This is a genomic window from Streptomyces sp. NPDC004065, from assembly GCF_044903565.1.
In the GTDB taxonomy this organism is placed as follows: domain Bacteria; phylum Actinomycetota; class Actinomycetes; order Streptomycetales; family Streptomycetaceae; genus Streptomyces.
The window spans coordinates 169,050-182,959 of the sequence record NZ_JBJDQT010000001.1; the positions used below are offsets into that span (position 1 = coordinate 169,050).

Here is a 13,910-nt window from a genome sequence, read left to right on the forward strand (position 1 = left end):
CACCGGACGGAACCGGGACCGAGCGAGGCCGAGATGTCGGCGATTTCCCGGTTCACGTCGCTCAGCGTGGCCGATCGGGCCTACCGTGATGGGTGATCGGATGGTTGCGTACGGTGACCGTCCAGGACTTGTCCGGTGCCGTCCGGCCTGTCCGGGCGGTCGGGCACGGAGGGGCGCGCATGTCGGTGGACGGTGAGGCGGTACGGCTGCGGACGGAGGCGGACGAGCCGGGCTGGGAGGTGGACCCGGACGACGACTGGGGCATCGCCGTGGTGGCGACGGTGGGCCGGCAGCTGAAACTGCGGCGCGAGGCGGCGGGCCTGCGGGCCGCGGAGTTCGGGCTCGCGGTGGGGTACGGGGAGGACCTGGTCTACAAGATCGAAAGCGGTCGGCGGATCCCGCGCCCCGAGTACCTGGACAGGGCGGACGAAGTCCTGGGGGCGGGCGGGCTGCTCGCCGCGATGAAGGAGGACGTACGCCGGGTCCGGTACCCGAAGAAGGTACGGGACCTGGCGAAGCTGGAGGCGCGAGCGGTCGAGCTCGGCATGTACGTCTGTCACAGCATCAGCGGCCTGTTGCAGACCCCGGACCACGCCAGGGCGGCCTTCGAGTCACGGCAACCGCCGTACTCCGCGGATGAGGTGGAGCGCATGGTGGCCGCCCGAGTGGCCCGGCAGTCCGTCTTCGACAGGACCCCGGCACCGTCGCTGGGTTTCGTGCTGGAAGAGGCACCCCTGCGACGCCCACTCGGAGGCACAATGGTGTGGCGACAGCAGCTCGAACACCTGCTTGAAGTTGGGCGGTTGCGCCACGTCACTCTGCAGGTGATGCCGACGCACTGCGAGGTGCACCCGGGCCTGGACGGCAAGATCGAGCTGTTGAAGTTCGAGGACGGCACGGCACTGGGCCGCGCCGAAGGCGCCTTCAACAGCCGGCCGACCTCCGACCCGAGGCAGCTCCGAGTCCTCGAGCTGCGCTATGGCACGATCCGGGCGCAGGCGCTCCCGCCGAGGGAGTCGTTGTCCTTCATCGAACAACTGCTGGGAGAGAAATGAACTCCGTCGGAGAGATCTCCGAACTGGCCTGGTTCAAGAGCAGCTACAGCGACGGCAACGAGGGCGACTCCTGCGTCGAGCTCGCCCTCACCCCCGTCACGGTCCACGTCCGCGATTCCAAACACGCGGACGGCCCCCGCCTCGCGCTCGCGCCGGAGGCGTGGGCCGCGTTCGTGCCGTACGCCGCCGCGAACTGACCCGCATTCGGGGCGTGCGACGGCCGGAGCGGGTCCGGGTACCAGCGGCCGTGCGGAACTCGTGGGCGTGCCCGCTCAGAACTTGATGCTGCCGATCATCCCCGCGATGTTGGTCGTCAGCTCGTTGATGGTGGGGGCGACCGTGGACGAGGCGAGGTAGAAGCCGAGCAGCATGCACACGATCGCGTGACCGGCCTTCAGGCCCGACTTCTTGATCAGCAGGAAGACGATGATCGCCAGCAGCACCACCGCCGAAATCGAGAGTGCCACGGCGGCTCACCTCCAAAGATCCCAGGACGCGGGGGTGTCGGGGGTTCGGACTATGGGGGCAGACAAATCCACACGACGGGCAGCAGGTTCATACCCACTATGCGCTAACGATCATAACTATCCGCACGCGCGCATCGGTCGGCGCACAGCCGCACAAGGGGGCGCATGGCCAATATGGTCATGGCATGACGACCGAGCCTGTCTCCTTCCCCCGACGGCATGCGCGCACCCAGCGGTTCACCCTCGGCGCGCCGCGTGCGTTCACCGTGGCTCCCGACGCCTCGCGCGTCGTGTTCCTGCGCTCCTCCTCCGGCACCGACCGGGCCAACTCCCTGTGGGTGCTGGACCTCGCGGACGGCACCGAGCGACCGGCCGCCGACCCGCGCGCCCTTCTCGGGGGCGCCGAGGAGCGCCTCTCGCCCGCGGAGCGGGCGCGCCGTGAGCGCAGTCGCGAGGGCGGTGCCGGAATCGTCGGCTACGCCACCGACACCGCGGTCCAGCTCGCCTCTTTCGCCTTGTCGGGGCGGCTGTTCACGGCGGAGCTGCAGGCCGGCACGGCGCGCGAACTGGCCGTGCCGGGGCCGGTGATCGACCCGCGCCCGGCCCCCGACGGCCGGCACATCGCCTACGTCGCCGGCGGCGCGCTGCGCGTGGTGGGCGCCGAGGGCGACGGCGACCGGGCGCTCGCCGAGCCCGAGTCGGACGACGTCGTCTACGGGCTGGCGGAGTTCGTCGCGGCGGAGGAGATGGACCGCTCACGGGGCTTCTGGTGGGCCCCGGAGTCGAACCGGCTGCTGGTGGCGCGCGTGGACGACACGCCGGTCGGGCGGTGGTGGATCTCCGATCCGGCGCATCCGGGGCGGGAGCCGCAGCGGGTCGCCTATCCGGCGGCGGGCACCCCCAACGCGGACGTACGGCTGTTCGTCCTGGGCCTGGACGGGACCCGCACGGAGGTCGTCTGGGACCGCGCCCGCTACCCGTATCTGGCGCGTGTGCACTGGTCAGCGGCGGGTGCCCCGCTGCTGCTCGTGCAGGCGCGGGACCAGCGCAGCCAGCTGTACCTGGCCGTGGACCCGGACACCGGGGCCACCCGGATGGTCCACGCGGACGAAGATCCAACTTGGCTGGATCTTTTCCCCGGGGTGCCCTGCTGGTCCCCCTCCGGGCAGCTGGTGCGGATCGCCGACGAGGGCGGCGCGCGGGTCCTGGCGGTCGGTGAACGGCCGCTGACCGGGCCGCAGTTGCATGTGCGCGCCGTGCTGGACGTCTCGGCCGACGACGTGCTCGTCTCCGCCTCGGCCGGCGAGGAGGCCGCCGAGCCGGAGACCGGGGAGGTGCACGTCTACCGGGTCAACGAGCTCGGCATGGAGCGGGTGAGCCAGGAGCCCGGCGTGCACTCGGCGGTGCGCGCCGGGGACGTGACCGTGCTCGTCTCCGCGACGCTCGGCCGGCCGGGCGCGCGGGTCCAGGTGCTGCACGGCGGAAAACAGACGGCCACCGTCCCCTCGTACGCCGAAGATCCCGGTTTGTCCCCGCGGGTGACGCTCACCCAGGGGGGCGCACGCCGAATCCCGTGCGCCGTGCTTATGCCTACGGACTACCACGGTGACACTCCCCTCCCCGTGCTCATGGACCCCTACGGCGGCCCGCACGGCCAGCGGGTGGTCGCCGCGCACAACGCGCATCTGACCTCGCAGTGGTTCGCCGACCAGGGCTTCGCCGTGATCGTGGCCGACGGGCGCGGCACGCCGGGACGCTCGCCGGCCTGGGAGAAGGCGATCCGGGACGAGCTGGCGGCCGTGGTACTCCAGGACCAGGTCGACGCGCTGCACGCGCTCGCGCGGGAGTTCCCGCTCGACCTCGGCCGGGTGGCGATCCGGGGCTGGTCCTTCGGCGGCTACCTGGCGGCGCTGGCCGTGCTGCGCCGTCCGGACGTCTTCCACGCGGCCGTGGTCGGCGCGCCGGTCACCGATCTGCGGCTGTACGACACGCACTACCAGGAGCGCTATCTGGGCCTGCCGGACGAGCAGCCGGAGGTCTACCGCCGCAACTCGCTGATCGACGACGCCGGACTGGTCGACCCGGCCGGACCGCACCGCCCCATGATGATCATCCACGGGCTGGCGGACGACAACGTGGTGGTCGCCCACTCCCTGCGGCTGTCCTCCGCGCTGCTGGCCGCGGGCCGGCCCCACGAGGTGCTGCCGCTGTCCGGGGTGACCCATATGACCCCGCAGGAGAACGTCGCGGAGAACCTGCTGCGGCTGCAGCTGGACTTCCTCCGGCGCTCCCTGCCATAACATCGCAAAAGCACGCCAATCGCGTTAACACGCAGGCAACTTCGCGGAAGCGGTTCCGATATACGGACGCGCGACGCTGAACAGCGTACGGCCGTGCGGGTGCCGTGGACGGGCCGGGGTGCGAGTCACCCCGGCCCGTTGCCCTGCTCCCCCGCCGGTACGACCCGCTTCTCCTCCGCGAAGAGGCACGCCGAGGGGTGCGCCGCCGGCCCGGTGGCGTACCGGAACTCCGCGGGCACCGCCAGCGCCGGCACCTCCAGCGCGCAGCGTTCGCGTGCCTTGAAGCAGCGGGTGCGGAAGCGGCACCCGGAGGGGATGTCCGCCGGGGACGGCACGTCGCCGGAGAGGATGATCCGCTCCCGGCGCTCCCGCGCGTCGGGGTCGGGCACCGGCACCGCGGACAGCAGGGCCTGGGTGTAGGGGTGCGTGGGGTGGTCGTAGATCTCGGTGTCGGTGCCGGTCTCCACGATCCGCCCGAGGTACATGACCGCGACCCGGTCGGAGATGTGCCGCACCACCGACAGGTCGTGCGCGATGAAGACGTAGCTCAGCTCGAACTCGGCCTGCAGCCGCTCCATGAGGTTGACGACCTGCGCCTGCACCGACACGTCCAGCGCGGACACCGGCTCGTCGGCGACGATGACCTCCGGGCGCAGCGCCAGCCCGCGGGCGATGCCGATGCGCTGGCGCTGGCCGCCGGAGAACTGGTGCGGGTAGCGGTTGACGTACTCCGGGTTGAGGCCGACCACGTCCAGCAACTCCCGCACCCTGCGCCGCCGGTCGCCCTTCGGGGCCGCCTCCGGGTGGATCTCGAACGGCTCACCCACGATGTCGCCCACCGTCATGCGCGGGTTGAGCGAGGTGTACGGGTCCTGGAACACCATCTGGATGTTGCGCCGCACCGCCTTCAGCGCCCGCCCGGACAGCCGGGTGACGTCCTCGCCCCGGTAACGGATCGTGCCCGCCGTGGGCCGCTCCAGGTGGCACAGCAGCCTGGCCACCGTGGACTTGCCGCAGCCCGACTCGCCCACGATGCCCAGCGTCTCGCCCCGGCCCAGGACGAAGTCGACCCCGTCGACGGCCTTCACCGAGCCGATCTGCTTCCTGAACAGCACTCCCCGGGTGAGGGGGTAGTGCTTGACCAGCCCCTCGACCTCGAGGACCGGCTCCGCCGCCGGCGCCGTCCCGCCGCCGGGCGCCCGCTCAGCCATCCAGGCACTCCCTCCAGAAGTGGCAGGCGGATCCGCGGTGTTCGTCCACCTCGTACAGCGGCGGTTCGTCGGTGCGGCACACGTCGCGCGCCATCGGGCAGCGGGGGTGGAAGGCGCAGCCCGGGGGGATGCGCAGCAGGCTGGGCGGCAGGCCCTTGATGGCGTACAGCTCCCGGCCCTTGAGGTCCAGGCGCGGCACGGAGTCCAGCAGGCCGCGCGTGTAGGGGTGGGCGGGGGCCTTGTAGAGGTCGTGGACCGGCGCCGACTCCACGATCCGGCCGGCGTACATCACCGCGATCCGGTCGGCGACGTCGGCGACCACGCCCAGGTCGTGGGTGATGAGCACGAGCCCCATGCGGTACTCGCGGCGCAGCTCGGCCAGCAGGTCCATCACCTGGGCCTGCACGGTGACGTCGAGCGCGGTGGTCGGCTCGTCGGCGATGATCAGCGCCGGTTCCAGCGCCAGCGCCATGGCGATCATGACGCGCTGGCGCATGCCGCCGGAGAACTGGTGGGGGTAGTCGCGCACCCGCTGGGCGGCGGCCGGGATGCGCACCCGGTCCATCAGCTCCACCGCCCTGGCCCGGGCGTCCTTGCGGGACGTTCCGCGGTGCACGGTGAACATCTCGCCGAGCTGGTCGCCCACGCTCAGCACGGGGTTGAGGGCGGACAGCGCGTCCTGGAAGATCATCGCCATCCGGGCGCCGCGGATCCGCCGCCGCTCCTCCTCCTTCAGCGTCAGCAGGTCCTGCCCCTGGAAGAGGACCTGCCCGCCGGTGATCCGGCCGGGCGGGGTGTCGAGGATGCCCATGACCGCCTGCGCGGTGACGGACTTGCCGGAGCCGGACTCCCCCAGCACGGCGAGCGTCTCCGCCTCCTGCACCCGGTAGGAGACCCCGTTGACGGCGCGGGCGGTCCCCTCCCGGGTGCGGAACTCCACGTGCAGGTCGCGCACTTCGAGCAGCATGCCGCCGTCACCTCAGCTTCGGGTCGAGGGCGTCGCGCACCGCGTCGCCGAGCATGATGAAGGCCAGGACCGTGATCGCGAGGGCACCGGCGGGCCACAGCAGGGCGTGCGGGGCGTTGCGGACGTAGGGCGAGGCGGCGGAGATGTCGATGCCCCAGGACACGCTCGGCGGCTTCAGCCCTACGCCGAGGTAGGACAGGGTCGCCTCCAGCGCGATGTAGGTGCCCAGCGCGATGGTCGCCACCACGATGACCGGGGCGACCGCGTTGGGCGCGATGTGCCGCAGCAGGATGCGGGCGGGGGACGCGCCGAGCGCGCGGGCCGCCTGGACGTAGTCGTGCTGTTTGGCGGTGATGACGGAGCCGCGGGCGATGCGGGAGATCTGCGGCCAGCCGAGCAGCACCATGAACCCGACGACCGGCCACACGGTGTTGCTGGTGACCACCGACAGCAGCACCAGCCCGCCGAGGACGACGGGGATGGCGAAGAAGATGTCGGTGGTCCGGGAGAGCACCGCGTCCCAGGCGCCGCCGAAGAACCCGGCCAGCCCGCCGAGCACCGACCCGAGGAGCGCCACCCCGAGCGTGGCGCACACGCCCACCGTGACGGAGGCGCGGGCGCCGTAGACGGTGCGGGTGTAGACGTCGCAGCCCTGGCCGTCGAAGCCGAAGGGGTGGCCGGGCGCCGGGCCGTCCTGGGCGCGGGCGAGATCGCAGGTGAGCGGGTTGCCGGAGGCGATCAGGGACGGCCGTACGGCGATGACCACCAGGAAGAGGATCACCAGGGCCGAGAGCACGAAGACCGGGTTGCGGCGCAGGTCCCGCCAGGCGTCGGACCACAGGCTGCGCGGCCGGCCGGCCCCCGGGCCGGTGTCCTGCGTGCCGCCGGGGGCCCCGGGGCCGCCCGGGGCTCCGGGCGCCCGCTCCAGGGCCGTCGCCTCGCTCGCCGCCAGGTCCATCCCGCCGCCCATGCCGGTGCCCGCGACGGCGCGCTCGGGCTCGTAGGGCTGCTGCTCAGGCATAGCGGATCCTCGGGTCGAGCACGGCGTACAGCAGGTCCACGAGCAGGTTGGCGAGCAGGAAGACCAGGACCAGGACGGTGACGAAACCGACCACCGTCTGTGTGTTCTGGCGCAGGATGCCCTGGTAGAGCTGGTAGCCGACGCCGTGGATGTTGAAGATCCGCTCGGTGACGATGGCCCCGCCCATCAGGGCGCCGATGTCGGTGCCGATGAAGGTGACCACGGGGATGAGCGAGTTGCGCAGCAGGTGCCGGGTGATGACGCGGCGCCGGGGCAGGCCCTTGGCGACGGCGGTGCGCACATAGTCGCTGCGCCGGTTCTCGGCGAGGGAGGTGCGGGTCAGGCGGGTGACGTAGGCGAGGGAGACGGAGGCGAGGACCAGGCCCGGCACGATCAGCTCGCCGAAGGCCGCCGCCGGGGACACCGAGGGCCTGATCCACCCCCACTGGACGCCGAGGAGCAGCTGGAGCAGCAGCCCGGTGACGAAGGTGGGCACGGAGATGACGACCAGGGTGAGCACGAGCACCGCGGTGTCGACGGGCCGGCCGCGGCTGAGCCCGGTCACCACGCCCAGCGCGATCCCGACGACGATCTCGAAGAGCACGGCGACGATCGTCAGCCGGACGGTGACGGGGAAGGCGCTCGCCATCAGCTCGGTGACGGGCTGTCCGTTGAACGCCGTCCCGAAGTCGCCGGTGAAGACGTTGCCCATGTAGGTCAGGTATTGCTGCCAGACCGGCTTGTCGAGGCCGAACTCCCGCTTGAGCTGGGCGGCGGTCGCGGTGTCGCACTGGCGTTCCCCGCACAGTCCCGCCACGGGGTCGCCCATGACGTTCACCATCAGGAAGATCAGCAGGGTCGCCCCGATGAACACCGGGACCATCTGGAGCAGCCGGCGCACGACATAGCGGCCCATGGCGGCTCAGCCCACCCTGATCTCGTCGTAGACCGGGACGCTGAACGGGTTGAGCGCCACATGGGAGAGGCGGGCCGAGTAGCCCGCGCTGCCGTTCTGGTACCACAGCGGGATGGCGGCCATGTGGTCCCTGACCACCTCCTCGGCCCGCTGGAAGAGCGCGACGGCCCTGCGGGGGTCGGTCTCGGCGTTGGCCTGGTCGACGAGGTGGTCGAACCGCGGGTCGGACCACTTGCCGTCGTTGGAGGAGGCGTTCGTGTAGTACAGCGGCTGGAGGAAGTTCTGGATGAGCGGGTAGTCCATCTGCCAGCCGGCCCGGAACGGCCCGGACATCCTGTGCCGGGAGATCCGGTTGCGGAAGTCGGCGAAGGTGCCGACCGGGTCGCCCACGCACGCCTTGTCGTCGCCGAGGGCGTTGTTGATGGAGTTGCACACGGCGTCCACCCACTGCTTGTGCGAACCGGTGTCGGCGTTGTACGTGATCCTGACCTGGCCGCCGGGCAGCCCGCCGCCCTCCTGGATCAGCCGCTTGGCCCGGGCGGGGTCGTAGGAGCAGGCGCTGCCGCACAGCCCGGGCTTGTAGCCGCCGTCCGTGCCGAGCACGGGGGAGGTCCAGTCGGTGGCCGGGGTGCGGGTGCCGCGGAAGATGGTCTCGGTGATCTGCCGCCGGTTGATGGCCATGGACAGCCCGGTGCGGACCTTCTCCGCGCCCGGGGTGTTCCACTTCTTGTCGTAGTACGGGAAGGCGAGGGTCTGCAGGATGCCGGCCGGGGTGTTGATGTAGCGGCCGTTCAGGTCCGTCTCGACGTTCTTCAGCTGGCTCGCGGGGATGTCGTCGACCAGGTCGAGATTGCCGGCCAGCACATCGGTGTAGGCGGTGTTGCTGTCCGTGTAGACCACCAGGCCGACCCCGTCGTTGCGGGCCTTGTCGGGTCCGGGGTAGCCGTCCCATCGGCGCAGGGACATCTGGGAGCCCTTGGTGTACGACTGGACGGCGTACGGGCCGTTGCCGACCGGCTTGGCCACCCAGGCCGCGTGATCGGTGAAGAAGGCGGAGGGCAGGGGGGCGAAGGCGGCGTAGCCGAGGGTGTCGGGGAAGGTGGAGAACTTCTGGTTGAGGCGGACGGTGAAGGTGCGCGGGCCGGTGACCCTCAGCCCGGAGAGGGTGTCGGCGGTCTGCGCGCCGCTCGCGGGGTGGACCTTGTCGTAGCCCTCGATGTAGCCGAAGAAGTACGCGTTCTTCTGGTTGTTGCGCAGGCTCGCGCCGTAGTTCCAGGCGTCCACGAAGGACTTGGCGGTGACCGGCTCGCCGTTGCTGAACGTCCAGCCGTCCTTGACGGTGATGGTGAAGGTGCGCGAGTCGGTGGTCTCGATGCTCTGGGCGAGCATGTTCGTGGCCTTGCCGGTCCTCGGGTCGTACCGCTTCAGCCCCCGGAAGATCATGTCGAGCACCTTGCCGCCCTGCACCTCGTTGGTGTTGGCCGGCTCGAGCGGGTTCTGCGGGTCGCCCCAGGAGGAGCTGAGCACGGCCCCCGACCCGCCGCTGCCCGCGCCGCCCCCGCAGGCGGTGGCCGCGAGCGCCCCCGCCACCGCGCAGGCGGCCCAGGTCGCGCGCGTGGCTGGACGCATGCGGGGGCCTCCTCGGGAGCCGGCGGGACGTGGGGGCGCGACGGCCAAGCTGCCGAGATGTCATCACACCATCCGCTTGTCCCATGGTCGCCGCACCGGGGAGGGCGGGGGCGTCAGCCGGACGGAGGGCACGACGGGCGGGACGACGGGAGGACGGGAAGGGCCCCGAACGGCCGATTCCCGGCCCCCTTGACGGGGAGCCGGGAATCGGTGGTGCGGGCGGGCGCGGGACCGCCGGGGATCGTCACGCCGCGTGGACGACGTCCTTCTCCTCGGCGAAGTGGCACGCCGACTCGTGGGCGGCCGGGGAGTCCGTGCCCTTGAAGCGCTCCGGAATGGCGAGCAGCGGGACCTCCTCGGCGCACTTGTCCTGCGCCTTCCAGCAGCGGGTGCGGAAGCGGCAGCCCGAGGGCGGGTTGGCCGGGGACGGCACATCGCCGGTGAGGATGATCCGCTCGCGGTGCTCGCGGGCGTCCGGGTCCGGCACCGGGACCGCCGACAGCAGCGCCTGGGTGTAGGGATGCGTCGGGTGGTCGTAGATCTGCTCGTCCGAGCCGATCTCGGCCATCTTGCCGAGGTACATCACGCCCACGCGGTCGGAGATGTGCCGGACGATGGACAGGTCGTGCGCGATGAAGATGTAGGACAGGTTGAACTCGTCCTGCAGCCGCTCCATCAGGTTGATGACCTGCGCCTGGACCGACACGTCCAGCGCGGACACCGGCTCGTCGCAGATGATGATCTCCGGGTTGAGCGCGAGGCCGCGGGCGATGCCGATGCGCTGGCGCTGACCGCCGGAGAACTGGTGCGGGTAGCGGTTGATGTACTCGGGGTTGAGACCCACGACGTCCAGCAGCTCCTGGACCTTGCGCCGCCGGTCGCCCTTCGGGGCCGCCTCCGGGTGGATCTCGAAGGGCTCCCCGATGATGTCGCCCACCGTCATACGCGGGTTGAGCGAGGTGTACGGGTCCTGGAACACCATCTGGATGTTCCGGCGGACCGCCTTCAGCGCCCGCCCGGACAGCCGGGTGATGTCCTGGCCCTTGTAGAAGATCTCGCCCGCGGTCGCCCGCTCCAGGTTCATCAGGAGCTTGGCCACCGTGGACTTGCCGCAGCCGGACTCGCCCACGATGCCGAGGGTCTCGCCCTGGTACAGGTCGAAGGACACGCCGTCGACGGCCTTGACCGCGCCGATCTGCTTCTTGAACAGGATGCCCTGGGTCAGCGGGAAGTGCTTCTTCAGGTCACGCACCTGGAGAATCGGCTCGCCCCGCTGGACGGGCGCCTCGATCGCGGCGACCGCCTCCTCCTCGGAGTGGACGTCGGCGACCTCCACCTCGGAGACGTTCGGCGTGGCGTCCTGCGGCTCGTCGTTCTTGCTGAGCTCAGCCATGGATCGTCTCCTTCCAGAAGTGGCACGCCGAGGCGCGGCCCGGCAGCTCGCCGCCGTCGCGCTCGGTGACCGGCAGCAGGTCCGGGACCTGCGTACGGCAGATGTCCTGGGCCTTGGGGCAGCGCGGGTTGAAGGCGCAGCCGGTCGGAACCCGCAGCAGGTTGGGCGGCAGACCCTTGATCGCGTACAGCTCCTGGCCCTTCTGGTCCAGGCGCGGGATGGAGTCCAGCAGACCCCGCGTGTACGGGTGCGCCGGGCGCTTGTACAGCTCGTGCACCGGCGCCTGCTCGACGATCCGGCCCGCGTACATCACCGCGATCTTGTCGGCGACGTCGGCGACCACGCCGAGGTCGTGGGTGATCAGGATCAGGCCCATGTTGTACTCGCGCTGCAGCTCCGCGAGCAGGTCCATGACCTGGGCCTGGACCGTCACGTCGAGGGCCGTGGTCGGCTCGTCGGCGATGATCAGGTCCGGCTCCAGGGCCAGCGCCATGGCGATCATGATGCGCTGGCGCATACCGCCGGAGAACTGGTGCGGGTAGTCGTTGACACGGGCGGCGGCCGCCGGGATCTTGACCTTGTCCATCAGCTCGATGGCCTTGGCCTTGGCGTCCTTCTTGGACAGGCCCTGGTGGACGCGGAACATCTCGCCGAGCTGGTAGCCGACGGTCAGCACGGGGTTCAGCGAGCTGAGCGCGTCCTGGAAGATCATGGCGATGCGCCGGCCGCGGATCTTGCGGCGGTCCTCGCCGGACATGGTGAGCATGTCCTGTCCGCGGAAGCGGATCTCCCCGTGGGGGATCCTCGCCGGCGGCATGTCGAGGATGCCCATGATGGCCTGGGCGGTGACGGACTTGCCGGAGCCGGACTCGCCGAGCACGGCGAGGGTCTCGCCCGCGTTCACGCTGTAGTTGACGCCGTTGACGGCCTTGACGACTCCGTCGCGGGTGTGGAACTCCACGTGCAGGTCACGCACGTCGAGCAGCGGCCCGCCGTCCGCCCCGCCGTCGCGGGGCGACGGCACAGGGACGACTTCTTCGATGGTGGTCACGTACGCCTCCCTCAGCGCGTCTTCGGGTCGAGGGCGTTGCGGACCGCCTCACCGAGCATGATGAACGCCAGCACCGTGATGCTGAGCATGATCGACGGGTAGAGCATGATCCACTTCGCTACCCGGATGGAGTTGCCTCCGTCGGAGATGTCGTTGCCCCACGACGCGCCGTTCAGGCCGAGGCCCAGGAAGGACAGCGTGGCCTCGGCGCCGATGTAGACACCGAGCGAGATGGTGGCGACGACGATCACCGGCGCCACCGCGTTGGGCAGCACATGGCGCATGAGGATGCGCCCGGTTCCGGCGCCCAGCGCCCTGGCGGCCTGCACGTAGTCCGTCGACTTCACGGTGATGACCGCGCCGCGCATCACACGGGCCGTCTGCGTCCAGCCGAGGAAGGCCAGGGCGGCGATGATGACCGGGATGGTGCGGTCGGTGAAGGAGTTCAGCATCACCATCGTGCCGAGCAGGAACGGGATGCCGAAGAACATGTCCGTCACCCGGGACAGGATCGCGTCGAGCCAGCCGCCGAAGTAACCGGCCAGCATGCCGATCAGACCGCCGACGACGGTCACCACGAGGGTGGTTCCGGCACCGACCAGCAGCGAGGCGCGGGTGCCGTAGATGGCACGGGCGTACACGCTGCGGCCCTGGGCGTCGTAGCCCAGCCAGTCGGCCGAGAACACATGGCCGTAGTTCGGGTGCTGCAGGTAGTGGCCGGCCAGGTCCTTGTTGTTCGGGTCCGCGCCCGTGAACAGGCTGGGCCAGAAGGCCATCACCAGCAGCAGCAGGATCAGCACCGCGGAGACGAGGAACACCCAGTTGGTGCGCAGGTCCTGCCAGGCGTCGCCCCACAGGCTGCGGGTCTTCTCCGGCTTGGGTTCGGGCAGTGCGGCGCCCGCGGCGCCGGCGGCGGCGGCCGTCGCCGCCTCGTCGGCGGAGGTGGTCAGCTCAGGCATAACGGATCCTCGGGTCCAGAACCGCGTAGAGCAGGTCGACGATCAGGCTGGCGAAGAGGTACACGAGCACGAGGATGGTGACCAGCCCGACCAGCGTGGTGCCCTCCCGTCGCACGATCGCCTGGTAGATCGTTCCGCCCACGCCGTGGATGTTGAAGATGCCCTCGGTCACGATCGCGCCGCCCATCAGGGCACCGAGGTCGGTGCCGAGGAAGGTGACGACCGGGATGAGGGAGTTGCGCAGCAGGTGCACGCTGATCACCCGGCGGCGGGGCAGGCCCTTGGCGATGGCCGTGCGCATGAAGTCCGCCCGCATGTTCTCCGCCACCGAGGTACGGGTCAGCCGGGCCACGTAGGCGAGTGAGGCGCTGGCCAGCACGATGGCCGGCAACAGCAGCTGGCTGAAGTCGGTGTCGTCGTTGACCGAGGGCTGCAGCAGGTTCAGCTGGAAGGCGAACACCGTCTGGAGGATGTAGCCGAGCACGAAGACCGGCACCGAGATCAGCAGCAGCGTCACGAAGAGGATGATCGTGTCGGCGGCCTTGCCGGCGCGCATGCCGGAGACGACGCCGAGCACGATGCCGAGCACGGCCTCGATGGCGAACGCGAAGCCGGCGAGGCGGAGCGTCACCGGGAAGGCCTCGCCCAGGATGTCGGTGACCGGGCGGCCGCTCGCGATCTGCGTCCCGAAGTCGAGATGCAGGATCATGCCCTTCATGTAGTTCCAGTACTGGACCAGGACGGGCTGGTCGAGGCCGTACTGGTGGCGCAGCGAGCGAAGGACGGCGGGGTCCGCGCCCTTGTCACCGAAGAGCCCGCGCACCGGGTCGCCGGGCAGGGCGTAGACCATCAGGAAAATCAGCAGGGTTGTCCCGATGAAGACCGGGATCATCTGGAGCAGTCGTCGTGCGACATAGCGCCCCATGGTGCCTCCATGTCAG

13 protein-coding genes are annotated in these 13,910 nt (G+C 70.6%); 3 read left to right on the plus strand and 10 right to left on the minus strand.

The genetic code is table 11. The features are described 5' to 3' along the window. Positions 1-179 precede the first annotated feature (179 nt). The gene (locus tag ACI2LW_RS00780; protein ID WP_404728947.1) at positions 180-1,055 is read left to right on the plus strand and encodes a helix-turn-helix domain-containing protein; all 876 of its coding nucleotides are present in this window, start codon (positions 180-182) and stop codon (positions 1,053-1,055) included. Then, positions 1,052-1,252: a DUF397 domain-containing protein gene (locus ACI2LW_RS00785; protein ID WP_404728948.1), complete on the plus strand. Its 201-nt coding sequence runs from the start codon at positions 1,052-1,054 to the stop codon at positions 1,250-1,252. Before ACI2LW_RS00780 ends, ACI2LW_RS00785 begins: the two co-directional genes overlap by 4 nt. Before the next feature lie 75 nt (positions 1,253-1,327). On the opposite strand, the gene ACI2LW_RS00790 is transcribed toward ACI2LW_RS00785, so the two are convergent. Continuing rightward, entirely contained in the window at positions 1,328-1,522 is a 195-nt protein-coding gene (locus tag ACI2LW_RS00790; RefSeq protein WP_030842840.1) for a hypothetical protein, read from the minus strand. Between the two features lie 185 nt (positions 1,523-1,707). On the opposite strand from ACI2LW_RS00790, the gene ACI2LW_RS00795 reads away from it, so the two are divergent. After that, on the plus strand, positions 1,708-3,822 hold the full coding sequence (locus tag ACI2LW_RS00795; protein WP_404728949.1) for a prolyl oligopeptidase family serine peptidase: 2,115 nt from the start codon (positions 1,708-1,710) through the stop codon (positions 3,820-3,822). A 125-nt stretch (positions 3,823-3,947) separates the two neighbouring features. Here the strand turns inward: ACI2LW_RS00795 and ACI2LW_RS00800 are convergent, their stop codons facing one another. The 9 genes from ACI2LW_RS00800 to ACI2LW_RS00840 form a co-directional block, all read right to left on the minus strand. Further along, entirely contained in the window at positions 3,948-5,033 is a 1,086-nt protein-coding gene (locus ACI2LW_RS00800) for an ABC transporter ATP-binding protein (protein ID WP_404728950.1), read from the minus strand. After that, on the minus strand, positions 5,026-6,000 hold the full coding sequence (locus ACI2LW_RS00805) for an ABC transporter ATP-binding protein (protein ID WP_404728951.1): 975 nt from the start codon (positions 5,998-6,000) through the stop codon (positions 5,026-5,028). The genes ACI2LW_RS00800 and ACI2LW_RS00805 overlap by 8 nt, the downstream gene beginning before the upstream one ends. A 7-nt stretch (positions 6,001-6,007) precedes the next feature. Beyond that, positions 6,008-7,021 carry an ABC transporter permease gene (locus ACI2LW_RS00810; protein WP_404728952.1) on the minus strand — a complete coding sequence of 338 codons (1,014 nt, stop codon included), beginning with the start codon at positions 7,019-7,021 and terminating at the stop codon, positions 6,008-6,010. Beyond that, complete coding sequence (locus ACI2LW_RS00815; protein ID WP_404728953.1) at positions 7,014-7,937, minus strand: ABC transporter permease; 924 nt, start codon at positions 7,935-7,937, stop codon at positions 7,014-7,016. Before ACI2LW_RS00815 ends, ACI2LW_RS00810 begins: the two co-directional genes overlap by 8 nt. A 6-nt stretch (positions 7,938-7,943) precedes the next feature. Beyond that, complete coding sequence (locus tag ACI2LW_RS00820) at positions 7,944-9,566, minus strand: ABC transporter substrate-binding protein (protein WP_404728954.1); 1,623 nt, start codon at positions 9,564-9,566, stop codon at positions 7,944-7,946. A gap of 244 nt (positions 9,567-9,810) precedes the next feature. Then, positions 9,811-10,959, minus strand: coding sequence for an ABC transporter ATP-binding protein (locus tag ACI2LW_RS00825; protein WP_404728955.1), 1,149 nt, complete (start codon positions 10,957-10,959; stop codon positions 9,811-9,813). Continuing rightward, positions 10,952-12,010 (minus strand): ABC transporter ATP-binding protein, encoded by a 1,059-nt coding sequence (locus tag ACI2LW_RS00830; RefSeq protein ID WP_404728956.1) that lies wholly within the window; start codon positions 12,008-12,010, stop codon positions 10,952-10,954. Before ACI2LW_RS00830 ends, ACI2LW_RS00825 begins: the two co-directional genes overlap by 8 nt. Before the next feature lie 11 nt (positions 12,011-12,021). Then, positions 12,022-12,969, minus strand: coding sequence for an ABC transporter permease (locus ACI2LW_RS00835; RefSeq protein ID WP_404728957.1), 948 nt, complete (start codon positions 12,967-12,969; stop codon positions 12,022-12,024). Beyond that, complete coding sequence (locus tag ACI2LW_RS00840) at positions 12,962-13,894, minus strand: ABC transporter permease (RefSeq protein WP_404728958.1); 933 nt, start codon at positions 13,892-13,894, stop codon at positions 12,962-12,964. Before ACI2LW_RS00840 ends, ACI2LW_RS00835 begins: the two co-directional genes overlap by 8 nt. Positions 13,895-13,910: the final 16 nt, after the last annotated feature.

Excerpts from the sequence above, each read along its gene's own strand:
- ACI2LW_RS00780 (WP_404728947.1), top strand. The coding sequence starts at position 180 with ATGTCGGTGGACGGTGAGGCGGTACGGCTGCGGACGGAGGCGGACGAG.
- ACI2LW_RS00785 (WP_404728948.1), top strand. The coding sequence starts at position 1,052 with ATGAACTCCGTCGGAGAGATCTCCGAACTGGCCTGGTTCAAGAGCAGC.
- ACI2LW_RS00795 (WP_404728949.1), top strand. The coding sequence starts at position 1,708 with ATGACGACCGAGCCTGTCTCCTTCCCCCGACGGCATGCGCGCACCCAG.
- ACI2LW_RS00800 (WP_404728950.1), bottom strand. The coding sequence starts at position 5,033 with ATGGCTGAGCGGGCGCCCGGCGGCGGGACGGCGCCGGCGGCGGAGCCG.
- ACI2LW_RS00805 (WP_404728951.1), bottom strand. The coding sequence starts at position 6,000 with ATGCTGCTCGAAGTGCGCGACCTGCACGTGGAGTTCCGCACCCGGGAG.
- ACI2LW_RS00810 (WP_404728952.1), bottom strand. The coding sequence starts at position 7,021 with ATGCCTGAGCAGCAGCCCTACGAGCCCGAGCGCGCCGTCGCGGGCACC.
- ACI2LW_RS00815 (WP_404728953.1), bottom strand. The coding sequence starts at position 7,937 with ATGGGCCGCTATGTCGTGCGCCGGCTGCTCCAGATGGTCCCGGTGTTC.
- ACI2LW_RS00820 (WP_404728954.1), bottom strand. The coding sequence starts at position 9,566 with ATGCGTCCAGCCACGCGCGCGACCTGGGCCGCCTGCGCGGTGGCGGGG.
- ACI2LW_RS00825 (WP_404728955.1), bottom strand. The coding sequence starts at position 10,959 with ATGGCTGAGCTCAGCAAGAACGACGAGCCGCAGGACGCCACGCCGAAC.
- ACI2LW_RS00835 (WP_404728957.1), bottom strand. The coding sequence starts at position 12,969 with ATGCCTGAGCTGACCACCTCCGCCGACGAGGCGGCGACGGCCGCCGCC.
- ACI2LW_RS00840 (WP_404728958.1), bottom strand. The coding sequence starts at position 13,894 with ATGGGGCGCTATGTCGCACGACGACTGCTCCAGATGATCCCGGTCTTC.